This window comes from Serratia sp. 3ACOL1 (assembly GCF_003668775.1).
GTDB classification, from domain to species: domain Bacteria; phylum Pseudomonadota; class Gammaproteobacteria; order Enterobacterales; family Enterobacteriaceae; genus Chania; species Chania fonticola.
Window position 1 is genome coordinate 4,115,594 of the sequence record NZ_CP033055.1, and the last position, 23,119, is coordinate 4,138,712.

20 protein-coding genes and 1 pseudogene are annotated in these 23,119 nt (G+C 56.5%); 5 read left to right on the forward strand and 16 right to left on the reverse strand.

Features of this window, described 5'->3' with window-relative positions; translation table 11 throughout:
* From glpC to glpA, 3 genes are read right to left on the reverse strand one after another with little or no spacing between them, the layout of a single operon-like run.
* The gene (gene glpC, locus D9980_RS18580) at positions 1 to 1,200 is read right to left on the reverse strand and encodes an anaerobic glycerol-3-phosphate dehydrogenase subunit GlpC (protein WP_121608083.1); all 1,200 of its coding nucleotides are present in this window, start codon (positions 1,198 to 1,200) and stop codon (positions 1 to 3) included.
* On the reverse strand, positions 1,197 to 2,468 hold the full coding sequence (gene glpB / locus D9980_RS18585; RefSeq protein ID WP_121608084.1) for a glycerol-3-phosphate dehydrogenase subunit GlpB: 1,272 nt from the start codon (positions 2,466 to 2,468) through the stop codon (positions 1,197 to 1,199). Before glpB ends, glpC begins: the two co-directional genes overlap by 4 nt.
* Positions 2,458 to 4,107 carry an anaerobic glycerol-3-phosphate dehydrogenase subunit A gene (gene glpA / locus D9980_RS18590; RefSeq protein ID WP_121608085.1) on the reverse strand — a complete coding sequence of 550 codons (1,650 nt, stop codon included), beginning with the start codon at positions 4,105 to 4,107 and terminating at the stop codon, positions 2,458 to 2,460. The genes glpB and glpA overlap by 11 nt, the downstream gene beginning before the upstream one ends.
* A 361-nt stretch (positions 4,108 to 4,468) precedes the next feature.
* Here glpA and glpT point away from each other — a divergent pair, with 361 nt between their 5' ends.
* Both glpT and glpQ read left to right on the forward strand, forming a co-directional pair.
* Positions 4,469 to 5,821 carry a glycerol-3-phosphate transporter gene (gene glpT / locus D9980_RS18595; protein ID WP_121608086.1) on the forward strand — a complete coding sequence of 451 codons (1,353 nt, stop codon included), beginning with the start codon at positions 4,469 to 4,471 and terminating at the stop codon, positions 5,819 to 5,821.
* Between the two features lie 206 nt (positions 5,822 to 6,027).
* The gene (gene glpQ, locus D9980_RS18600; protein WP_121608087.1) at positions 6,028 to 7,107 is read left to right on the forward strand and encodes a glycerophosphodiester phosphodiesterase; all 1,080 of its coding nucleotides are present in this window, start codon (positions 6,028 to 6,030) and stop codon (positions 7,105 to 7,107) included.
* A gap of 37 nt (positions 7,108 to 7,144) precedes the next feature.
* Here the strand turns inward: glpQ and D9980_RS18605 are convergent, their stop codons facing one another.
* Positions 7,145 to 7,633: a DUF2938 domain-containing protein gene (locus D9980_RS18605; RefSeq protein ID WP_121608088.1), complete on the reverse strand. Its 489-nt coding sequence runs from the start codon at positions 7,631 to 7,633 to the stop codon at positions 7,145 to 7,147.
* Between the two features lie 90 nt (positions 7,634 to 7,723).
* Between D9980_RS18605 and D9980_RS18610 the strand changes: the two genes are divergently transcribed.
* Both D9980_RS18610 and D9980_RS18615 read left to right on the forward strand, forming a co-directional pair.
* Positions 7,724 to 8,395, forward strand: a complete 672-nt coding sequence (locus D9980_RS18610) for a metalloregulator ArsR/SmtB family transcription factor (RefSeq protein ID WP_121608089.1) — start codon at positions 7,724 to 7,726, stop codon at positions 8,393 to 8,395.
* Positions 8,396 to 8,496: 101 nt separating this feature from the next.
* Complete coding sequence (locus D9980_RS18615; RefSeq protein ID WP_121608090.1) at positions 8,497 to 9,207, forward strand: hypothetical protein; 711 nt, start codon at positions 8,497 to 8,499, stop codon at positions 9,205 to 9,207.
* Between the two features lie 9 nt (positions 9,208 to 9,216).
* Here the strand turns inward: D9980_RS18615 and D9980_RS18620 are convergent, their stop codons facing one another.
* From D9980_RS18620 to pldB, 10 genes and pseudogenes are all read right to left on the reverse strand, one after another.
* Positions 9,217 to 10,125 (reverse strand): LysR substrate-binding domain-containing protein, encoded by a 909-nt coding sequence (locus D9980_RS18620; protein WP_121608091.1) that lies wholly within the window; start codon positions 10,123 to 10,125, stop codon positions 9,217 to 9,219.
* An 82-nt stretch (positions 10,126 to 10,207) separates the two neighbouring features.
* Complete coding sequence (locus tag D9980_RS18625) at positions 10,208 to 11,431, reverse strand: cytosine permease (RefSeq protein WP_121608092.1); 1,224 nt, start codon at positions 11,429 to 11,431, stop codon at positions 10,208 to 10,210.
* A gap of 32 nt (positions 11,432 to 11,463) precedes the next feature.
* Positions 11,464 to 11,856: a glutamyl-tRNA amidotransferase gene (locus tag D9980_RS18630; protein ID WP_121608093.1), complete on the reverse strand. Its 393-nt coding sequence runs from the start codon at positions 11,854 to 11,856 to the stop codon at positions 11,464 to 11,466.
* A 19-nt stretch (positions 11,857 to 11,875) separates the two neighbouring features.
* Entirely contained in the window at positions 11,876 to 12,835 is a 960-nt protein-coding gene (gene arcC, locus D9980_RS18635) for a carbamate kinase (protein WP_121608094.1), read from the reverse strand.
* A pseudogene (locus D9980_RS18640) lies at positions 12,832 to 14,252 on the reverse strand (DUF1116 domain-containing protein). The gene arcC and the pseudogene D9980_RS18640 overlap by 4 nt, the downstream one beginning before the upstream one ends.
* Positions 14,249 to 15,808: an acyl-CoA synthetase FdrA gene (fdrA, locus tag D9980_RS18645; protein WP_121608095.1), complete on the reverse strand. Its 1,560-nt coding sequence runs from the start codon at positions 15,806 to 15,808 to the stop codon at positions 14,249 to 14,251. Before fdrA ends, D9980_RS18640 begins: the two are co-directional and overlap by 4 nt.
* A gap of 111 nt (positions 15,809 to 15,919) precedes the next feature.
* Entirely contained in the window at positions 15,920 to 16,807 is an 888-nt protein-coding gene (locus D9980_RS26875) for a DUF2877 domain-containing protein (RefSeq protein WP_202728100.1), read from the reverse strand.
* 211 nt (positions 16,808 to 17,018) lie between these two features.
* Positions 17,019 to 17,687, reverse strand: coding sequence for a cysteine hydrolase family protein (locus D9980_RS18655; protein WP_024529547.1), 669 nt, complete (start codon positions 17,685 to 17,687; stop codon positions 17,019 to 17,021).
* A 287-nt stretch (positions 17,688 to 17,974) separates the two neighbouring features.
* Positions 17,975 to 18,775: a sugar/pyridoxal phosphate phosphatase YigL gene (yigL, locus tag D9980_RS18660; RefSeq protein WP_024484658.1), complete on the reverse strand. Its 801-nt coding sequence runs from the start codon at positions 18,773 to 18,775 to the stop codon at positions 17,975 to 17,977.
* Positions 18,776 to 18,786: 11 nt separating this feature from the next.
* On the reverse strand, positions 18,787 to 19,824 hold the full coding sequence (gene pldB, locus D9980_RS18665) for a lysophospholipase L2 (protein ID WP_121608096.1): 1,038 nt from the start codon (positions 19,822 to 19,824) through the stop codon (positions 18,787 to 18,789).
* Positions 19,825 to 19,940: 116 nt separating this feature from the next.
* Here pldB and rhtB point away from each other — a divergent pair, with 116 nt between their 5' ends.
* Positions 19,941 to 20,561 (forward strand): homoserine/homoserine lactone efflux protein, encoded by a 621-nt coding sequence (rhtB, locus tag D9980_RS18670; protein ID WP_021181524.1) that lies wholly within the window; start codon positions 19,941 to 19,943, stop codon positions 20,559 to 20,561.
* Positions 20,562 to 20,594: 33 nt separating this feature from the next.
* Here rhtB and rhtC read toward each other — a convergent pair whose 3' ends face one another.
* Entirely contained in the window at positions 20,595 to 21,221 is a 627-nt protein-coding gene (gene rhtC, locus D9980_RS18675; RefSeq protein ID WP_021181525.1) for a threonine export protein RhtC, read from the reverse strand.
* Between the two features lie 12 nt (positions 21,222 to 21,233).
* Positions 21,234 to 23,066 (reverse strand): ATP-dependent DNA helicase RecQ, encoded by a 1,833-nt coding sequence (recQ, locus tag D9980_RS18680; RefSeq protein WP_024484660.1) that lies wholly within the window; start codon positions 23,064 to 23,066, stop codon positions 21,234 to 21,236.
* Between the last annotated feature and the right edge of the window lie 53 nt (positions 23,067 to 23,119).

Sequence of the window (23,119 nt, forward strand, 5' to 3'; positions counted from 1 at the left end):
TTACGCCAATGCCTGCGCTAACAGGGTGATCGGATGTTCACAGCGCTTGCTGGTGGACATCTCGATCTGCCATTTGCAGGTTTCACAATCGGTGATCACCATATCCACTCCGCTGGCTTCAATCTGGCGAAATAGTGAGGCACCAATGCCTTGCGAGGTTTCATAGTTTTCCGACTTGAAGCCGTAAGTCCCGGCGATACCGCAGCACTGCGAGTCCAGCACCACCAGTTCCAGCCCTGGGATCTGCCGCAATAACTCCAGCGTATAGGCCGTCCAGCCCATTTTCTCCATATGACACGGCGTGTGATAAGCCACCCGCAGCGGCGTCTGTTTGAGCGGCAAAGTACGCCCTTGGCTGATCAGACGATAGAGATAACGCGTAGCCAGCTCAACTCGTTCACGTACCGCCGAGGTGTCCACGTCCAGCAAATGCGGATACTCATCACGCAGGGTAAACGTGCAACTCGACGAAGTAGCCACCACCGGTATGCCTTTGGTCAGGACAGCATCATGCAGCGATTCCGCATTCACTTTGGCCTGCTTCTTCGCCTGCGCAATAAAGCCGTTGGCGATCAGCGGTACGCCGCAGCATTTCTCACGCTTGAGCAGTTGCACGCCGATATCCATGGCGTTAAACACCTTGATCAGGTCTTTGCCAAGCTGCGGATGGTTGTAATTAACAAAGCAACCGTGGAAAAACGCCACCTGCTCGGCATAGCGCTGCTGCTGTTCCGCCTGCTGGCGGTACCAACGGCGGAAGGTGCCAAACGAGTATTTCGGCAGCTCACGCCGATGGTCGATCTTCAGCGCCTTATCCAACAGCTTGCGCACCGGCTTCAGGCCGGTAGTGGCATTGACGATCGGCGCAAACGGCGTCGAGAGCGTGCCCATGATGTCAGTGTGGCTGAGGATGGCATCGCGCAGCGTCGGTTTACTTTGGCTGAAGTTGGCCCGGGCGCGTTGGATAATATCGCCGATTTTAACGTCGGAAGGGCAAGCCACCTCACAGCGCTTGCAGTTAGTGCAATACTTCAGCGCTTCGTCGTAAAGCGCCGGATCTTTCAGCCGCAGGCGCTCCCCATCAGGCCCGGCCTGCTTTGGCCCCGGATAGAGCGGGTTGGCCTTGGCGACCGGGCAATAGGTGGTGCAGACGGTACATTTGATGCAGCTCTCGAAGCTGTTGTCTGGTAACAGGCTCATGCTGAAACCTCCTGGGCCAGGATCTGTTGGGCTACGTGCAGTGCACCGAGCAGCGAAACCCCGGCACCACATCCCTGCTGCAACGGATCGTAACCGCCAACCACGGCACCGATAGCATACAGATTGTTCATCGCCTCCCCCTGTTTTAACGCCCGCAGCGCGGTATCGGTCTGAACCCCAAATTGCAGGTACGGCTGCGGAGCAAACAGATTGGCATCGCTCCAGTCGGCACGTTCAGTTTTGCTGTACACGTCGAGGCCAAATACCGGCTCACGAATGCCGTCAAAAGCGGCCACCAGGCCGTTGCTGAAGAAGCTGCCGCTGGCCAGTATCACCTGCTGTGCCCGCAGCGGAATATCGGTGTGATTGCGGGTATACAGACCGGTGACGCGCTGCCCGTCGAAGCTGGCACGCAACACGCTATCCCCCGGCATAAATACCCCACCCAGCTGCTGCAAACGCTGGCGCAATGCCTGATGCAGCCGCATGCCGAGCACGGAAGGTGGCAGCGTGGGTAACAGATAAACAGGCTTACCGACCAACCGGCGCAACGTCATCAACGGTTCATCATCCTCTAGCCCCAGGCAAGCTGGCAGCAAGATGGCCTCTGCCTCACCTGCCTGGCGTGTGATCTCTTCCGCCAGCAGGGCCAGATGTTCTGGTAGATCCAGTACGCGGGCGATATTCACCGCGCGGAACTCGCTGGGATTATTACGTAGGCGATCCAAAACAGGCAGATGCAAAAATGCCACCTCAGCCTTGAGACCCTGCTCTTGCATCAATGAGCTGGCCGCCATCTGCGGTTGGAAATCCAGAAAACCTTCAATCCCCAGTACGGCGATATTCTGCCACGGCAACTTGCTGCCCAAGGGAGAGACAGGGATCGCCTGGGGGCTGAGCCAGGTGGCACGGCGGGTCCCAAGCGGGGTCACGCGTAGATGGTTTTGGCTGCTATCACCCTGCATCTGCCACCCGCAACGCTGTAGCAATTGCTCGGCTTGCGTTGCCAGCGCGGCCACCTGTGCGGCCCCCATCAGGCTATACGGATGCTGTGGAGCCTGTTGCGCCAGTTCGGACAAGGCAGACAGAGGCGACGCCACCGGCGAACCATCGGGCAGATGGGCCAGCAAATCGAGCGAGCCGGAAGAAAAATAGAGCGCGCTTTGGCCGGAACTGACTACCGCGCAGCGTTTGCCATGCTCGGCTAAACGGATAGCACAGCTCAACCCGGCCAAGCCACCACCAATCACCACCGCATCAAATTGCATCATCCGCCTCCTGCTTAGGGTCGCCTTGCGCATCTAACCCACATAACCCTTGATATACCCAACTGGTGAATTCGCTCTCCCGCAGGGCATCGCCCCAGGCGATAGGCCGCACGCCTTTCCAGCGTTCATTGAGGAAATGGGACAGTTGGGTGATGGATTGCTGCGGCGTCACCACGTTAAACCGCGTCAACAAGCCTGCTGCACGGCAGGCACACAGCTCACCCTGGCAGGTCCCCATCCCAACGCGGGTACGGCGGCGCAGATCGACCAGATTGTTGACGGTCAGAGAATCCACTGCATAACGCACCTCACCGGCAGTCACCGCTTCACACTCACACACCAGGCTGTTGTCCAGCCGGTTGCCAGAAGGGACCAGGCTGGCGCGATCGCCATGACGGTACACCGCCGAACCCCGGATGCTGGCAGGTAGTGAAACCACGCTGCGCACCGTTTCTTCGGCGCTCTGACGGGAACCGGGCAACGCCGCTTCCGCCGTGGTGCAAGGACTATCGATACCCAGTTTGGCGCAGACCAGGTCGGTGGTCCATTCGGCCATCAGCCGGTAAGTCATCAGCTTGCCGCCGGTAATGGTGATAAAGCCCTCCAACCCATCGCGTGCCGCATGATCGAGCAACACGATGCCGCGGCTGACGTTGCGCCCAGAGGGGTCGTCGTCGCTGGCGACCAGTGGCCGCACGCCCGCATAGGCACGCAGAATGCGCGTTTGCGCCAGTTTCGGGGCCAGCAGCGTGCCTTCGCGGATTAATATATCCACTTCCTGTGGCGTCACGACCATGTTGTCGATCTGGTCGTAATCGATGTGGGTAGAGGTGGTGCCAATCAGCGAGATGGTGTCACCAGGCACCAGAATGTCGGCATCTGCCGGTTTGCGGCAGCGGTTAATCACCATGTTATTGATGCGATGACCCAGGATCAGCAACGCCCCTTTAGCAGGGAACATACGGATGCGCAGATCGGCATACTCGGCAATTTGCTGGCCCCAGATCCCGGCGGCATTGACCACCACCTGAGCATGAATATCGTACTGCTGTGCGGCCTTGTGATCGAAAACGCGCACGCCCGTCACGCGATCGCCAGTACGTAACAAACCGGTAACCTGATGATAGGTGAGGATTTGTGCGCCATGCTCACGCGCATCAAGCATGTTGGCCGCCGTTAAGCGGAAAGGATCGACGGTGCCATCCGGCACCCGCACCGCGCCGATCAGGGAGGGGTTAGCCGCAGGCTCCAGGCGTAATGCCTGCGCGGGGTCAATGGCTTCGGCCTCAATGCCAGCACTGCGACAAGCGGTAATAAACTGCTGCTGAAAGGCTAACGAGTCCTGAGGCAAGGTAATGAACAGGCCGTCGGTACGCTCTATGCAGTGGTGGGCAATACGCTTGAGGATGCGGTTTTCTTCAATACATTCGCGTGCCGATTCGCCGTCGGTGACCGAATAGCGCGCTCCGCTGTGCAACAACCCGTGGTTGCGGCCAGTAGCGCCAGTGGCGATGTCATGCCTTTCCAGTAAAACGCAACGCAGACCGCGCCGCGCGCAGTCACGGGCAATCCCCGCGCCGGTAGCGCCGCCGCCAATGATGATCACGTCCGTTTCGGTGATTGGTGAGTTGTTGCTCATCACGCCCCCTGAGCCTGTAGTTATGGATTTATTTAGCCACAGTCAGTAGGGTTTTTGTTTGATAAGGAACAATAACGAACAGAAAACGAAAATAATATGGCCATAAAAAGCCATGAATGTGACCAATATCACGTATTTGTGCTATTTAGTCATTCCAAAATGTTAACCGATCACTCAAAATTCGCCACAGTTTCATAAAAGTGTAACAAATGCGCCATCCATCACGGTGTGACCGGGGGGTTTTCTCTAGCATTGCGCTCGTTATGGAACATTTAACAACACTTCAGGTATCCGCAAGCTCATCTTCAGGACAGCCGTTTCCTGTTGAGGCAATAAACAGATAAAGCCATCGGAGGCGCTCATGTTGAGTATTTTTAAGCCAGCCGCACACATTTCTCGTGTGCCAGTCGACAAGGTAGACCCGCTCTACCGTAAGCTGCGCTGGCAGATTTTTATGGGGATCTTTTTCGGTTACGCCGCCTACTATCTGGTGCGTAAAAACTTCACCCTGGCGATGCCGTATCTGATCGATCAGGGCTTCAGCCGTGGTGACCTGGGCTTTGCGCTGTCAGGGATTTCCATCGCCTACGGTTTCTCCAAGTTCATCATGGGCTCGGTTTCTGACCGTTCCAACCCGCGTGTATTCCTACCCGCTGGCCTGATCCTGGCCGCTGCCGTCATGCTGTTTATGGGCTTTGTGCCTTGGGCTACCTCCAGCATTGCCGTGATGTTCGTGCTGCTGTTCCTGTGTGGTTGGTTCCAGGGTATGGGTTGGCCGCCTTGTGGCCGTACCATGGTGCACTGGTGGTCACAGAAAGAACGTGGCGGTATCGTTTCGGTATGGAACTGTGCGCACAACGTCGGTGGTGGCCTGCCTCCACTGCTGTTCCTGCTGGGTATGGCCTGGTTTAACGACTGGCATGCGGCGCTGTATATGCCTGCCTTCGGTGCGATCCTGGTGGCCCTGATCGCCTTCGCCTTGATGCGTGACACCCCGCAATCTGTTGGTCTGCCACCGATTGAAGAATACAAAAACGACTATCCGGATGATTACAGCGAAGAAGCAGAAGAAGAACTGACAGCCAAGCAGATCTTCATGCAGTACGTACTGCCAAACAAACTGCTGTGGTACATCGCGATCGCCAACGTGTTCGTGTATCTGCTGCGCTACGGCATCCTGGACTGGTCACCAACCTACCTGAAAGAAGTGAAACACTTCGCTCTGGATAAGTCCTCCTGGGCCTACTTCCTGTACGAATACGCCGGTATCCCAGGCACCCTGCTGTGCGGCTGGATGTCGGACAAGGTGTTCAAAGGCAACCGTGGTGCCACCGGGGTGTTCTTCATGGTTCTGGTCACCATCGCCACCATCGTTTACTGGCTGAACCCGGTGGGTAACCCTGGCATCGATATGGCCTGTATGATCACCATCGGCTTCCTGATCTATGGCCCGGTCATGCTGATCGGCCTGCACGCGCTGGAACTGGCACCGAAGAAAGCGGCAGGTACCGCCGCAGGCTTTACCGGTCTGTTCGGTTACCTGGGCGGCTCAGTCGCAGCCAGCGCCATCGTCGGCTATACCGTTGACTACTTCGGTTGGGACGGCGGCTTTATGGTGATGATCGGCGGCAGCATCGGTGCGGTGATCCTGCTGGTGCTGACCATGTTCAGCGAGAAGAAACACCACGCAGAAATCGCGGCCAAACGCGGTTAATCGTCATTACGTTTCTGCATAATATTTACCCTATGGATTTCGAGCTGCAGCTAGGCGCCAAGCTATCTCATCCCCAGGAGCTTACTTTTGGGTAAGTGACTGGGGTGAGATAGTGCGGGTAACAACGCTGCAGCTTGAAAGACGACGGGTAAAAAGGCCGCGCTGTGCGGCCTTTTTCTTACCTCTACAACATGGAGCAACACAGAATGCGGACTCAAACCAAAGCCCTGCTGACAGGGATCATTCTTGCCACTTCAATGCTTAGTGCCGCACAGGCTGCGGATAAAGTGGTTATCGCACACCGCGGTGCCAGCGGCTACCTGCCGGAGCATACGTTACCGGCCAAGGCGATGGCCTACGCGCAAGGGGCCGACTTCCTTGAGCAAGATCTGGTGATGACCAAAGACAACGAGCTGGTGGTGTTGCACGACCACTATCTGGATCGCGTCACCGACGTTGCCGCACGTTTCCCGGACCGGGCGCGTAAAGATGGCCGCTACTACGCTATCGACTTTACGCTGCCTGAGATCAAATCGCTGAAGTTCACCGAAGGCTTTGATATCAAAGACGGTAAGCAGGTGCAAAGCTACCCTGGCCGCTTCCCGATGGGCAAATCCGACTTCCGCGTCCACACCTTCCAGGAAGAGATCGAGTTCGTACAGGGTCTCAATCATTCAACCGGCAAGAACATCGGCCTCTACCCGGAAATCAAGGCCCCCTGGTTCCATCAGCAGGAAGGAAAAGACATCTCCACCAAGGTGCTGGAAGTCCTCAAGCAATACGGTTACACCAGCAAGAGCGACAACGTCTATCTGCAGTGTTTTGATGCCAACGAGCTGAAACGCATCAAGGATCAGCTGGAACCCAAGATGGGGATGGATCTGAAGCTGGTACAGCTGATTGCCTACACCGACTGGAACGAAACCTACGAGCAGAAGGCCGACGGCAAGTGGGTCAACTATGACTACGACTGGATGTTCAAACCGGGCGCGATGAAAAAGATCGCCCAGTATGCCGACGGCATCGGGCCGGACTATCACATGCTGATCGTCGAAGAGAAATCCAAGCCGAACCAGATCGTGTTGACCGATATGGTCAAGGACGCCCATGCCAGCAATATGGCGGTGCACCCTTACACCATTCGTGCCGATAAACTGCCGAAGTACGTCACCGACGTGAACCAGCTGTTCGACACGATTTACAATCAGGCGGGCGTTGACGGCGTGTTTACCGACTTCCCGGACAAGGGCGTACAGTTCCTGCAAAAGCAGGGGCAACATAAGTAACAACTCCCCACTCCCCGCCGGGATTACCCGGCGGGGATCAGAACCAGACCAGCTGTAACAGTAAAGCACTCACATAAATGCCGATGCCAAACGAGGCATGAGCGATCAAACTACGCTGGCGTGCAATATTAGGCTGCGGCGTTCTCGCGGCCGCGAAACCAAAGCCGAAACTGGGCTGCATCAGGAAAAATGGCGCGACTACGCTGATAACCCCCATCGCCAAAGCGGGCAGGAAGGTTGGTTGTTCTAGCCAAGCTGGCCCCATGATGATGAGAAATAACCAGGTAAAAACGATACCGATCATGTAATGCGCCCCCCACCCCATCAAGGCTTCACCTTTGACCGGTAATGCCTGCACAATGGTGTGGTGAACCCACTTCCCCCTTGGCATATGCCCGATCCAGCGCCCAACCAGCCGATAGTTGAGTGAAGGGATATTGAACAGGCGTTTCTGCCCTATTGCCCAGAGATCCATGACCAGGGTCGCAGCGATCCCAATTACGGTGGCGTGTAATAGCATATCCATCAAGCGGCCCTTTTGTGCTGGCTAGCATCAGTCAGTTTTGATACTCTAACATTCAATTAATAAATTGAATGATGATTTAACGAGGACCGCATGTCAACACTCAGTGATGATAGCCAACGCCTGGTGTTTAACGAGTTTGCCGAAATCACCCGCTCACTGGGCAATGTGCATCGCCTGATGCTGCTTGAACATATCGCCCAAGGGGAAAGGCCGGTGGAAAGGCTGGCCGAACTGGCCGGGCTGACGATTGCCAACGCCTCCCAACATCTGCAACACCTCAAACGCGCCGGTTTTGTGCAATCACGCCGGGAAGGAAAGCACGTTTACTACCGTTTGGGGGATGGGCCTGTGCAACCTCTGCTGGCCGCTATCCGCCAGTTTATGGAGTTCCGCCATAATGAGATCGGCAGCTTTGTCGCTGACACCCTCAACCAGCGCGAGCGTCTGGAATCCATTTCCCGCACCGAGTTGCTGCGCCGACTGCATGAAGGTGATGTCACGCTGCTGGATGTGCGGCCAGCGGAAGAGTTCGCCTCGGGCCATCTGCCCAACGCCATTAACATCCCGGTGGAAGAGTTGGCAAGCCGACTGCCTGAGTTACTCAAACAGCAAGAGGTAGTGGCCTATTGCCGCGGGCCTTACTGTGCGCTGTCTGTTAATGCCATGAAGACGTTACGCGCCAACGGATTTACCGCTCGCTGTCTGGAAGATGGCTTTCCGGAATGGAAAGCGGCCGGATTGGAAGTGCAAAACGACGGGTAGGACGTTGATTTACCACACGGGCAATAATAAGCCTCCTCCTTGATTATTACAGTGCGTGATGAAAGGATACGGCCGTCGGCGATTGATAAGGAAAAGAGATCGTGGAACGTTCAGTGTTACTGCATCATATCAAGACATCTTGTTATGCCCTTTCCGCCATAGTGCTGACCGGCTGGGTCACCGATGCGCTGAATGAGGGGCTGATCTTCAAGATGATATTGCGTTTCTTCCGCCCGGATGACGTCGAGCGCTATTCGCACCCATTTACCGATCTGACCAGCTTCTTCATCTGGTTTATCCCGCTGTTGTTTACCACGCTGCTGTTGCTGCTGGCCTCGGTCATGACGTTACATCACGTTAAAAAGCCCCACCTCTACCGCATCACCAAGAAAAAACCACTGCTGCATGGCCCGCATGTGGTCGGCACCCCGGCGGTTGGCCAGGTTGCGCCGTTCCTGCAAACCTATACCAGCGCAGAGAAGCTGTCGTTGCTGCTCCCTCAGGCTTTACAGCTTGAGTATCAGACCGAACTGGCCAGCATTGAAGGGGCAAGAGAGGTTGAGATCCACCTGCTGAAAGAAAATGACGACCTGCAAAAAATCGCACTTGAGCTGGAACAATGGGTAAAGAAACAGCTGAAAAACAGGCCTGTCGATAACGTCAGCCGCCTATTCATGGATATTACCTACGCCACACCGGTACGCAGCGCCGCCGCTTTATTTTGCAGCCTGGATCAGGATATCGAGCTGATCCAAGGCACCCCGGACGGCACATTATCTTCGTACGATTTGGTCTGCAAAGTTCAGGAATAACGTGGCCCCTCACAATTGCCCATGTAATCTGGCACGGAACGCCGGGGCCAGCAGGTAGTCCATGCACCAACTACTCACCTTGCCCATACCGTCGGAGCGAGCGGCGAAAAAGATCTGCGTGGCGTGTTTATGCTCCTGCATCGGTTTTTTCACTAGCGAACCGGCATTCAGCAAGGGGAGCGCCAGATGATGCGGCACATAGCCAATGGCAACGTTGCGCTGGATCAATTCGATGGCGGTAGCAAAGTCGGGCACAAACATCGGCTTTTGCCCTTCCAGCAGCCAGGCCTGCTGTGGCACGAAGTTAACCGCAGTATCACGAATGCAGATCGCTGGGTATTGGCGAAGTTCGCTGTTCTGCAACGGCTGAACCTGTATCGCCAGCGGGTGCTGCGGCCCCACCACAAAATCCCATTCCAGATGACCGATAGATTCGCTGACGATCCCCTCGGTACTGGGCACCGCGTGCGGCGCACCGATCACCAGATTGGCCCGTTTACCATACAGCGCGTCCCAGCAGCCGTTATACACGGCGGTATCAATGGTTAAACGGGTGGAAGGGAACGCCTGCTCAAAGGCACAGACAAACTCTACAATAGCCGAGCGAGGGATAATATTGTTCACCGCAATCGTCAGCTCCTGCTCCACACCGCTATGGATCAGCGCAGTATTGCGCCGCAGGGCATCCAGATCGTTGAGGATGGTTTTGCTGTGTTGAATGAAATATTCGCCCGCCGGGGTAAGCTCGATATAGCGGCCTTTACGCAGAAACAGTTCGACACCAAAGCTTTCCTCCAGCTTCTTCACCGTATAGCTGATCGCGGAAGGGACTTTGTTCAGGTGCTCGGCGGCAGTGGTGATGCTCTGGTATTTGGCAACCAGATGAACAACGCGTAAAGCTTCGTCGGAGATAAGCATAATGATTCCCTGGGAGCGTGCTACCGGCAAGGCTGCCAGCTAATATGCTGGCAGCCCGTTCATTATGTCCGATTATAACTGATTATTTTTGCCGACCTATCCTGCTTAGTAATGCATAACCTACGCAGGCCACCAAGATCGAATCCACCGAAGGAATGGTCGTCAGAGTGAAGATGCCGTTAACGGTCATAAAACCAATGGCGGAACCCACAGCCCAGGCCACGAAAGTCAGTAACTTGATCTGCGGTTCTGCTACCAGCACGCTTTCCTGATAGCCGTTACGGCGATAGAGGAAGAAATCGGCAATATAGATCCCGGCTACCGGCGGTGTAGCAATTCCCAGGAACAGCAGGAACGGGATAAACCAGGTCATGATATCCATGCTGCCGACAATCGCCGCCAGAATGCCTAACACCAGAGTGATCTGCCATTTAGGGAAACGAGTCAACAAAGTAGAGACCACTAGGGTACCCTGGAACATATTGCCCGCGTTGCCCGTAATACAGGCAAACACCAGCAACAGCGCAGCAGGTAATACTGAACCGAATGCCGCCATCGCCGCCAGCAATGAGCCTTGCCCACTCAAGGCGCTTGGCGTTGCCCCCGCCCAATACAGCAGCGGATAGGCAACCAGGAAGGTAAGCAACGCGCCGATCAGGGCGTGCTTGCGGTTATGCACAAAGCTGCCAAAGTCCGGCAAGGTGGCGACCAACACAATGATCGTCCCCACCACGGTAGAGACTGCCACGCCGATATTCATACTGCCGACGCTTTGTACCAGTTCCACCTTCCCGTGCGTTGCCACATACAGGATATAACACAACACCAGTACAATGATCGGCACAGCAATTTGCGCCACCTTACCCAGCACGGCAAAGCCAAAGGCGGTTGAGGCGACAAAAATACAGCAGCCTATCACCACCAGCAGCGGTATCGGCAGGTTCATCCCGTGCTGAGCCAGCAGGTCGTGCACCGAGTGACCAAACATATTCGCCGTCACGGCAATCCAGCCGAACAGGCTGATAGCCATCAGGATATTAATGGCAATCGCCCCACGTTCACCGAACGGATATTTCACGATGCCGTAGGTTGGCAGCCGGGCCTTTTCGCCCACGCTGATGGTGATGGCAGCCAGCACCGCCAGGATCAGCCCGCCCAACGCCAGCACGGTGATCAGGCTTGAGTGAGAGAGCTGGCTACCCAGGCTGGATGAAGAAAGCAGCACCGGAGTGACAGCAATCCCCAACAGGATCATCGCAATATGAAAACCCGAGGCCGTATTAACGCTTTCGTCTGTCTTACGCATACATGACTCCTTGTGAGTAAACGGCAATCAGCTCAACCCGTGAACGCTTCACCGGTATACTGGCGCCAACTGCCGTGTTCGGTGATTTCCTTTTGCCCTGCGACCAGCCAAGGCTCTGCCAATACGCCCAGCACCTCGCTGCCGTCGAGCAATTTCACCTTTCCGATCGCCAAGCCGGCTGGCTCACTGAGCAACAGGGTGGCAAACGAAGCCATCGGTAGCTGCCAGATTTCCAGTGCCACGCTCACGCCGCCCTCCATCACCCGGATCATGCCTGGGTGACGATCGTTGATACTCCACAGCCGGTAATGGGCGTCGGTTTGATCTTCACGTACGAAAATACCACCGGCCTTGGTCATGTTGTCATTCAGTTCCAGACCGCGCATCAGGGTGCCGTTTACCGCCACCAAAGTTGTCAGGCTCATTGTTGTCTCTCCTAAAGTGTTATGACTTAATCCAGGTGCCGGTCTGGTGATTCAGTGCGGCCTTAATCGCCTGCGGGCTGGTGATCAGCCCTTGGCCGTTTTTGCCCTGCTGCTGGCTATGCACCACAAATCCCAGGATGGCCTCAATTTTCGGCTGCATGCTGCCAGCGCCAAACTGCCCCTGTTGCAGCAATTCCTGGGCCTGCTCGATACTCAACGTATCCAGCCATTGCTGTTGCGGTGTGCCGAAGTTAATCGCTACTTGTTCAACACCGGTGGGGATCATGAGCAGATCCGCCCCCAACTGTTCTGCCAGCAATGCCGATGCGAGATCTTTGTCGATCACTGCCTCCACGCCCCGCAGTTGCTGATGTTCATCTCGAATCACCGGGATACCGCCGCCGCCACAAGCGATCACGATGCAGCCCTGCGCCAGCAACTGGCTAATCACCCCACGCTCGATGATTTCCAACGGTGCCGGTGAAGGCACCGTGCGCCGCCAACCACGGCCCGCATCTTCCATTACTGTCCAGCCCAGCGTTTGCTCTCGCTCCTGCGCCGTCTGCCAATCGAAGAATGCGCCTACCGGTTTATTCGGGTGCTGGAATGCAGCATCGTCAGCACTGACCAGGGTTTGCGTCACCAGCGCCACCACTTGCCGCTGAATACCACGGCGCTGTAGCTCGTTATGCAGGGCTTTCTGGAACATGTAGCCAATCGCCCCCTGCGTATCACCAACGGCATAGTCCAGCGGCACCGGTGCAACTTCTTCTGCTGCCAGCTCCGAGCGGCGCAGAATAAAGCCAACCTGCGGCCCGTTGCCGTGGGTCAGTACCAAATCCCAACCGGCCTCAATCATCTCGACGACGTGCCCGACCGTTTCAACCACCGCCTGATACTGATCGGGAATGCTGTTGTGACGATCGCTCTGGATCAGCGCGTTACCGCCGACGGCCACGACGGCCAAGGGTTTGCTCATGCTTGATCTCCTGCGGGCAATGATTGGGCCAAAGCCTGAATGGCCTCGACAAAACAAGGCATCGGCGCGGTGGTGATACCGGCACCAATCTGCCCAACTCCGGCCTGTTTATGGGCAATACCAGTGTTAATCACCGGCAGGATCTGGCGGTCGACCACTTTACGGGCATCTATCCCCGCCGCCGTCGGCGCAAAGTTCAGTGCTGGCAGAGTGAAGGCTGGGTTAGCACCGAGGGTGATGAACTGCATACGGCGGCTGTTATTGGTGGCATCCGCTGGTGTACCACCGACAAATTTCACGATGGCCGGTGAAGAGGCCATGGCAAAGCCCCCAACCCCTGCGGTTTCGGTGATGGCGCTGTCCCCGAGATCGGCAGCAGCATCGTCGACACCGAAACCAGGGAAGAACAGCCCTTCAACTGCGTTGGCTGGAGCCTGGAACCAGCGGTCGCCAGTACCGGACAGACGAATGCCGAAGTTGACGCCGTTGCGCGCCATCACGGTGACCATAGAGCTGTAAGGTACGCCACTCGCGGCGTCCATCATCGCTTTACAGGCCGCCATCGACAGGTTGAGGAAGAAGTGATCGTTGCCGGTAATAAATGCCACCACACGCTGTAGCGCTTCCAGCGGAAGATTACAGGTCAGCAGCGCTGGCACCAGGCGTTTTATCAGCAGGCCGGTGGCGGCAGAGTTACGGTTGTGAACCTCATCGCCCATGTGCAGCGCCTGCGCCATCAGTGGCTTGAGCTCCAGTTCGCCAATCTGACGCACTGCGGCCTTAAGCGCCGGGGCCAGCTCTTGCTTCATCCATTGCAGGCGTTGCAACACTTCTTCATTGTTGGCACCAAAGCGCAGCACCTTGCCCAGCCCTTCGTTGAAGTTGCTGAACGCGCGCTGGCCGTTGGTTTTGTTCTCGATCACCCACACCGGCATCGATGGGCTGATGATGCCAGCCATAGGGCCAACCGCCTGGTGATGATGGCAAGGCTCAAGTTCAATCTGGCCTTCGGTAACCAGACGTTCTGCGACCTGGTGGTCGCTGGCCCAACCTTCGAACAGGATCGCGCCAATAATTGCGCCCTTCACCGGGCCACACATATCTGGCCAGGCAATCGGGGGCCGGAGTGCAGGATCAGCTTACGCTGTGCCATTGCGGGAACGGCTTCGCTGGCGCTCATCACGTCAACCAATACCGGCTGGGCGCTGAGATAACGCTCGAAAGCGATCTGGTTGGCCTGCTCGACCAACGGATGACGGATCAATGCCGCCAGATCCAATCCGGCCTGTACGTTGCCCAATGCTGGCGGCTGCCAATGCAGAGCGACCACGTCACCCTGAGCCTGTTGCAGGTTGTCGGCAAAACTGGCCAGCCCGGCGTTAACCACTTTCAGTGGCTGCTGGAATAATGGGTTCATACTGTTTCTCCGTTTTTCTCAGCCTGAATTCGAGCAACCTGGCTGGCCCACAGCGCCGCCTGGGCGTTGCAACCGGCAACCAGTACACCAGCCTGCTGCAAGGCAGTAATCTGACGTGAGCGTTGTTGAGGGTCGGCTTCGGTGCCGCACACATGGGCAATCAGTAGCGGGCCGCCGCTGCTGTGGTGTTGACCCAATATGGCAAGCAGGTCGGTCGCGGGCTCGTCCGCTGCGCCATAACCCAGCACCAAGTCGAACAGCACCACGGCGGTATCCGCGTCTTTCAATTCCGCCTCAATGCGCTGGTTGCGCAGGGTGGGATCGATCATCGGGTGCGGCCTGCCACGGGTGAAGTCATCGTCCCCCATATCGATCAACGTATGCCCATAGCTATGCCAGATATCCGTCAGCCGAGTGTTGCCTTTTACCGGCGTGTTGGAAGCCGCGCTGAAGCCTTGCTGCTGGCAGAGCAACTGGCTCTCATAGCAGAAGGTGCCGCCCGCAAATACGCCGCGAATAGCATGGCGAGAGGCAGGTAGCTGGTCGCAGGCCCGTTGCAACATCTGGATATCCTGCGCAGGGATAAGCGTGACCGAAGCGGGTACGGCGGTACCTTCAGCCAACGCGACGGCAATCCCGGCGGCATCAGCCAGGGTAGATGCGGCAGTGATCCCTGGACGGGTGATGTCCTCCGGAGTTGCACCGAGGAAGTTAACCACTACCGGCTTACCGCAGGCCTGCGCCTGTTCAAGAATGCGTTCGGCCACCGGACGAGCTGGCGGCTTGGAAATCAACACAATCACTTGGGTAACTGGATCGGCAGCCAGAGCCTGTAGCCCGTGCAGCATCGAAATGCCGCCTATTTCTTCATGCAGATCGTGCCCGCCAGTACCCAACGCCTGTGAAATTCCGTCACCCAGTTGGTCGATACGGCAGGTTACCTCCTGTAAACCTGTGCCCGAAGCACCGACGATGCCGATCGAACCGGCTTTCACCACGTTGGCAAACCCCAGCGGCAGGCCGTTGATGATGGCGGTACCGCAGTCCGGCCCCATCACCAGCAGGTTGTTACGCTGGGCCAACAGCTTGATCTGTTTTTCCTGCTCTAGGCTGACGTTGTCGCTGAACAGCATCACGTTCATGCCTAAATTCAATGCCTTGATCGCCTCCGCCGCTGCGTAATCTCCCGGTACGGAAATCAGCGCCAGGTTGATATCGGGCTGAAGCTCTGCCGCCATTTCCAGGCTCACCAACGGTGGCGTTAGTGGTCCCTCCGAGCCGCCTTCCATTGGCTTACTGTTGAGCCGCTGATGAGCGATCTCCAACGCGTCGTTGCAAGCCGTCTCTTCGCCACGCACGGCAATGATCAGATCGTTGGGCCCGGCCTTGCAGCCATCGTCCAATCCTGCATCACGCAGTTGGACCAGATTGGTTTCTGTCCCCATCACCACCGAAGCCTGTTCAATTCCGGGGAGCTTGCTGATGTGCGCCGAAATCTGCATCAATGACACCGAGTCCTGATAGAGATTGGCAAAAACTTTATGCATTACACTCATCGCATTTACCTGTTCGAGATTTGCCCGTAATGGGAATTCGGGCAAAAGGGTTCCCTGCTGAAAAACAAGCTTTTTCAGCATGTTAAAATCAATAATTGCATTACACCGGGATCAGAGTGAGCTGCGTAGCGTTCTCAGTCCATGTAATATCCCGGCTAAACAGTCCACACCGGATGAGGCACCAAACTGCATCACCTCTAGCGCTGTGAGCTGCACCTGCGTAGCAGAGGCCGTTGACGCCAGCACTAGCATCAACTGACAGATCGGTGCCGAAAAGTGGCCTGCCAACGCGCGGGCCAGGTAATGTCGGCTGATATCATTGGTACGCGATAGTTGGCTACCAACAAGGTCACGCAATGCGCCGACATGGCTGGCAACAACGGGATGTTGCCGCCATGGCCACAGCACTGCCATATATCCCAACAGGTAGTCATCACCGTCTGGCGTCAGCCCGCGCCCGTAGCCAATCAGCCCGGTCACTTCCGCTGCCAGCCGCTCGGAGCTGTCTGTAAGGTCAAGCTGTACCACGCGTGGCGGGTGACGTGCAGTGCCACTTTGTATCCTGCCGGGCAGCAACTGTAAGTCGCTTTCGCTCTGGTACTGGTGGCAATACTCGATGAGTTGCCACTCCAGGGTGGCGTAATGGCTCAGGGCATTCAGCAGTGTTGGTTCATCAGCATCCATCTGATCCGGCTGCCAACAGACAGCATCGTCTATCGCCACACTCCAACCGACTCCGCGCAGTACGCCGTGATGAAAAGTGACCATCTGCCCAATCTGGGCGTGATGCCGCCAATCCCACTCGCGACTCACCGGGATGCGGATCGCATCCGGCAGGTCTTGAAAAGCACTGCTCAATAGCGGCAGTAGATAGCCATCAGGATGGCGCAGATTCAGCGAGCGTTGAAAACAGCTGTGCACTTGAAGGCGATCCTGGTCTGCCAGTCTGTTGGCTGCCAGATAACCGATGGAGAGTGCCGAAAACGCCGTGACTGCCATTTGCCTACTCCTGAAAACTCTGCCATTCCGGGGGAGACATCTTGGCTCCGTGCTATGTCCCCTCACCCTAACCCTCTCCCCCAGGAGAGAGGGAGCCGAACGAGTTCACTGATATTCCTGCGTAATACCTTTACCCCAATTTCCGAAGCCGTACGGACTAATCAAACGCTCCGACCAGCTCCCTCTTCCTGTGGAGGTTGGGGTGAGGGCATCAGTCCTGCAAACCACCCACAATCGCGGAGGCATCGCTGACCCAGCCAAAAATCGCGCCTTGGGCTTTGATCATCTCCAGCGCGTACTTCTGGAACTCTGGGAAGTAAGAGCCGACGCAGTCCTGCGGAATAATGCATTCATAGCCACGGTCATTGGCTTCACGCACCGTGGTGGTGACACATACCTCGGTAGTTACACCACAAACGATCAGCGTTTTGATGCCGTGGTTTTGCAGGATCAGATGCAGGTCGGTCTGATAGAACGCACCTTTGCCTGGCTTGTCGATCACCGGTTCACCGGCCTGCGGGTAGAGTTCAGGGATAATGTCGTGGCCCGCTTCGCCGCGTACCAGAATACGCCCCATCGGCCCATGGGTGCCGATAAAGGTCTGTCCGCCACGGGTTAGCTTGGCCGGAGGACAATCGCTTAGATCGGCTCGGTGGCCTTCACGGGTATGGATAACCAGCAATCCTTGGCTTCGCGCAGCAGCCAGCACTTTTTTACAAGGCTCAATCGCGCTGCGCACCAAAGAAACATCGTTGCCAAGCGCTTCACCAAAGCCGCCCGGTTCAACAAAGTCTCTTTGCATGTCAATCATCACCAACGCGGTGCTGGCGATATCAAAAGGGAGGGCGAAGGGTTCTGCGTGAAAAGTTTTCTGTGTCATGGCGCATCTCCTGAATCGTTATTTTACGGCCTGGAGGCCGGAAATTCTGGGGTCTGATCCGAGTATAAAGGGCTACGGCAGACATCACAGATAAACGATTTCGCGCGCTGCAACGAATATTTTGCAGCAGACAAATACCCTTATGTTTAATGTGAGATTGACGATGGGAGATCTTTTAGGTGCAATTAAGTTGATGCAGTTGGCGGGATAGAAGCAAAAAAATCGTTGATGGAATGTGAGCCAGGTCGCTCGGCGGGCGCAGCCGGTAAAGACTGCGCCCCAATCAGTTAAATCGAGTACATTTTACGCAGGTAATGAGGCACTGCGTCGTCAACGTTGGAGCCAATCACTTCCAGCTCCGGCAGCTTGTCTTTCAGACGCTGCTGGGCATCCTGCATGATGCAGCCTTTCCCCGCCATCGACAGCATTTCCAGATCGTTCATGCCGTCGCCAAAGGCGATGCACTCTTTGAGCGAATAGCCGATGATCTTGGCGACTTCTTCCAACGCATGACCTTTCGAGACGCCACCGGCCATCACCTCCAGGCAGGTTGGGAACGAGAAGCTGACGTTGACCCGATCGCCCCAGCGCGCGTTGATGGCATCTTCCAGCGGCAGCAGTTTTTCATGATCGTCGCAGGTGAAGTACACCTTGCACACGCCATCGGTTTCCAGCAAGCCCGGCTCAAACAGCTCATATTTAAAGATCGACTCCTGGAAAAATTCTTCCTGCTCCGGGCTTTCACGGTTCATGAACCAGTCGTCGTTGCGGTAGACGTTGGTCAGGATATCCTGGTTATCGTGCATCATGTTGTACAGATCGCGGGCGATATCTTCATCCAGGTTGTGGCTGAAGATCAGCTCACCGGCGGTGTTATGTACCCGCGCACCGTTGGAGGTGATCATAAAAGCACTGATGCCGAGATTATCGCGGATCTGGGAAACGTCGATATGGTGGCGGCCGGTAGCGAAAACAAAGTGCACGCCCTGCTGCGTCAGCAGCTGCAGCGTTTCTTTGGCGTACGGTGTCAGGGTGTGCTCAGGGGACAGCAGAGTGCCATCTAAATCGGAAGCAACGACGTGATACATAGCGATATGTTCTAACCTCTAGTGGAATTTTCGGCGGCAGCAGTACCACCTAAGTGCTGAGCAAAGAAACGCAGGATTGCGTTCAGTGCCTCGGCGCGCATCGCGTCCCGTTCGAACAGGATCTCATGGCGAGCGCCTTTGATAACCCACGGTTTTCCCCCTTCACAAGGGTGTCCCGCGTCTGACAGTGCCTGACAAAAAGCGCGCTGGGAACGGTTGTCTACCACCCGATCCTCACCGGCCTGCAATAATAAAATCGGCGTAGTGATGTTAGCAGCCTGGGCAATGATCTGCTGCCCGGCCTGAATACTTTCTTTGACCCAGTGATAGGTTGGCCCACCTACCCGCAGCTCGGGATGATCGGCGTAATAACGCAGGTTGCGGCGATAACGCTCGCGGCTGTGGGTCAGCGTATTGACCACATAGGGCAATGGCCGCCACTGCCCGGTACCAACCGCATAATAGTCACGCAGCCCTGGGCGCTTTTCCGTCCAATTCAAAATACCGTTGGCCATCCAGCCCGGCATCGGCAGATAAATGCCCAACATCGGCGCGCAGAGTGCTACGGCGGCAAACGACTGTGGCTCACGCGCCAAAAACTGCGCCAGTATCGCGCCCCCCATAGAGTGTGCCAGCGCGACGTGCTGCCGGTAACCCAAGGGTTTGACCTGCTGATGGTAAAACTGGGCGAAATCGTCCACGTAGTCGGCAAAGTTTACCACATGCCCCCGGTGAGTATCTGCCAGCATCCGCCCGGACAGCCCCTGACCACGATGATCGATGATCATCACGTCATAGCCGCTGTGAAACAGATCGTACGCCACTTCCGGGTACTTGATATAGCTTTCGATGCGCCCAGGGCTGATCACTACCACCCGCTGGTGCAGCGGGGAAGTAAAGCGTACAAAGCGGATGGGTACGCCCCCGACGCCGGTAAACTCCCCTTCCTCACGTCGCCGCCAAAAATCCAGCAGTGGCCCAGTCGCGAAGGCAGAAAACTGCTTTTCACGGTTTAACCATTGCGCGGGATCAAGGGTGAATGACGACATGGCCTACCTTTTAACGGGATGTTCAGAGAGGTAAATGTGATCTCTGGCACGGGAAATCATACTAGCGTATTGTGGCACAAATTGGTGACAAATTGGTGTATTCAGGGAGCATTGCAATGACCTTAGACTGGTGGCTAACCTATCTGCTGACAACCCTTATCCTCAGTCTTTCCCCCGGTTCCGGTGCCATCAACACCATGAGTACCGGCATCAGCCACGGCTATCGTGGAGCGGCAGCGTCGATTGCGGGTCTACAGGTAGGCCTGAGTATCCATATCGTGCTGGTGGGGATTGGCCTCGGCGCGGTGGTTTCCCAGTCGCTGCTGGCCTTTGAACTACTGAAATGGTTTGGTGCGGCCTATCTGGTGTGGCTGGGTATCCAGCAGTGGCGCGCCGCAGGCGCGTTGGATCTGCACACTCTGGCAGGCACCATGCCACGCCGCCGCCTGTTTCGCCGCGCCGTCCTGGTAAATCTGACCAACCCCAAGAGCATCGTGTTTCTGGCAGCTCTGTTCCCGCAGTTCATCATGCCCAACCAGCCCCAGGCCGAGCAGTATGTCATTCTCGGCGTCACCACGGTGGTGATCGATATCCTGGTGATGATTGGTTACGCCACGCTGGCCACGCGCATTGCCGGTTGGTTAAAGACCCCGCGCCAAATGCAGCTGCTGAACCGGATTTTTGGCTCGCTGTTTATTCTGGTGGCGGGATTACTGGCAACGGCAAGAAAGGCATGATCGATTGGGCCGAAGCGTTCGGCCCGACGATTATTAACGGGTAAAAATCAGGTGCAGGCCAAAACCGGTGAATAACACCCCGGCCAGGCCATCGATCCATTTCGCCATCCGCTGATAGCCCCGGCGCATGGCGGGTAACGCGAAGATGATCGCCACCAGGGTAAACCAGATAAAGGTTTCACCGGTGATCAGAGCGAACAATCCCCAGCGCGCTCCGGCACCTACATCCTCGCCGACAAACAGCGAGAACACGCTACCAAAGTAGATAACGGCCTTTGGATTGGAAAGGTTGGTGAGCAAGCCACGGATAAAGCTGCGGCCCGGCTTGGGTAACGCCACCTTCACCTCTGCTGCCGGAGCAGTTTGCGCATTCTGGCTACGGGCGGAACGCAGCAGTTGCCAGCCCATCCAGCACAGATACAGGCCACCGCCCACCATGATAATCTGGTGCAGCCAGGCCATCTTTTGCAGGATCAGGTTCAACCCCAGCAGCGCCACACCGGCCCAGACCATTACGCCAAGGGAGATCCCCACCACGCCCATCATCGCCTCGCGACGGGAGCGGCTGGCTGCGGTTTGCGAGACAAAAAAGAAGTCCGGCCCTGGGCTCATCAGCGCAATCAAATGCACCATCGCCACCGTTAAAAACAACATCAGCATGAGTGATTATCCTTATTCGTCGTCACCGTCGAGGTGAGCGCGGATCATCGCCATAAATGGCGCACCAAAACGTTCCAGCTTACGCTGCCCCACCCCGTTGACGCTCAACAACTCGCTGGCTCTGATCGGCATCTGTTCGGCCATCTCCAGCAGGGTTGCGTCGTTGAACACCACGTACGGTGGGATGTTCTCTTCGTCGGCAATCGATTTACGCAGCTTGCGCAGTTTGGCAAACAGCTTGCGATCGTAATTGCCGCCGTAGGATTTCTGGTTGGCGCTGCTGCGTACCTTGAAGCTCTGAATACGCGGCACCGCCAGCTGTAGCACTACTTCACCACGCAGCACCGGGCGCGCGGCTTCAGTCAGTTGCAGCGCCGAATGCATCGCTATGTTCTGGGTGATAAAGCCCAGATGGATCAGTTGGCGCAGCACGCTGGTCCAGTGTTCGGTGGTCTGATCGCGGCCAATGCCGTACACCGGCAGCTTTTCATGACCAAACTCGCGGATACGCTGGTTATTGGAGCCGCGCAGCACCTCCACCACATAGCCAATGCCGAAACGTTGCCCAACGCGGCCAATCGCCGACAGCGCCTTGCGGGCATCCTCCAGGCCGTCATAACGCTTAGGTGGGTCAAGGCAGATATCGCAGTTGCCACAGGCCTGCTGTTTACCTTCACCGAAGTAGTTCAGCAGCACCAGGCGGCGGCAGGTTTGCGCTTCGGCAAATGCCCCCATGGCGTTGAGCTTATGGCGTTCGATATCCAACTGCTGCCCCGCCGGTTTCTCTTCCAGGCAACGGCGTAACCAGGCCATATCCGCCGGGTCATACAGCAGGATCGCTTCCGCTGGCAGGCCATCACGCCCTGCTCGGCCAGTCTCCTGATAATAGGACTCTATGTTGCGCGGAATATCGAAGTGCACCACAAAACGCACGTTGGGTTTGTTGATGCCCATGCCGAAGGCGACAGTAGCGACCACCACCTGCAAATCATCACGCTGGAAAGCCTCCTGCACCTGGGAGCGGCGCTCGTTATCCAGTCCGGCGTGATAAGCCCCTACGCTCAATCCACGGCTTTGCAGACGTGCGGTGGTGTCTTCGACCTTGGCGCGGCTGTTGCAGTAAATAATGCCGCTTTTGCCGCGCTGGTCCTGCACGAAGCGCCAAAGTTGGTCGAGCGGCTTAAACTTCTCCACCAGCGTGTAACGGATATTGGGGCGGTCGAAGCTGCTGATCTGGATCAGCGGCTCGTCTAGCGCCAACAGGCGAACGATATCCCCCCGCGTGGCTTCATCGGCGGTGGCCGTCAATGCCACTACCGGCATGGTCGGGAAACGTTGCTTCAACTGGCCCAGGGCACGGTATTCCGGGCGGAAATCGTGGCCCCACTGGGAAATACAGTGCGCCTCATCCACCGCCAGCATCACCGGCGGACAGTGATCCAACAGTTCGAGGAAGCTGTCCATCATCAGCCGTTCGGGGGCGATATACAGCATCTTGATCTGGCCGCTGCGACAGCCCGCCATCACCTCTAACTGCTGCTCGCGCGTTTGCGTCGAGTTATAGCAGGCGGCGGAAACGCCATAGGCCAAGAGCTGATCGACCTGATCTTTCATCAAGGAAATCAGTGGGGATACCACCAGCGTCAGTCCATCCATCACCAGCGCCGGGATTTGATAGCACAGCGATTTACCCCCGCCGGTCGGCATCACCACCAGGCAATCCTGGCCGCCGATAATTGCGTTGATAATCGTTTGTTGACCCGGACGGAACTGCTGGTAGCCGAAGGTATCGCGTAATACCTGCTCTGCCAGCAACTCTCTGTTTATCACTGCTGCGGTTGACACACACTTCCCCATTTATCGCTATCACGGTGCCTGACTGACACCGTTATTACCTA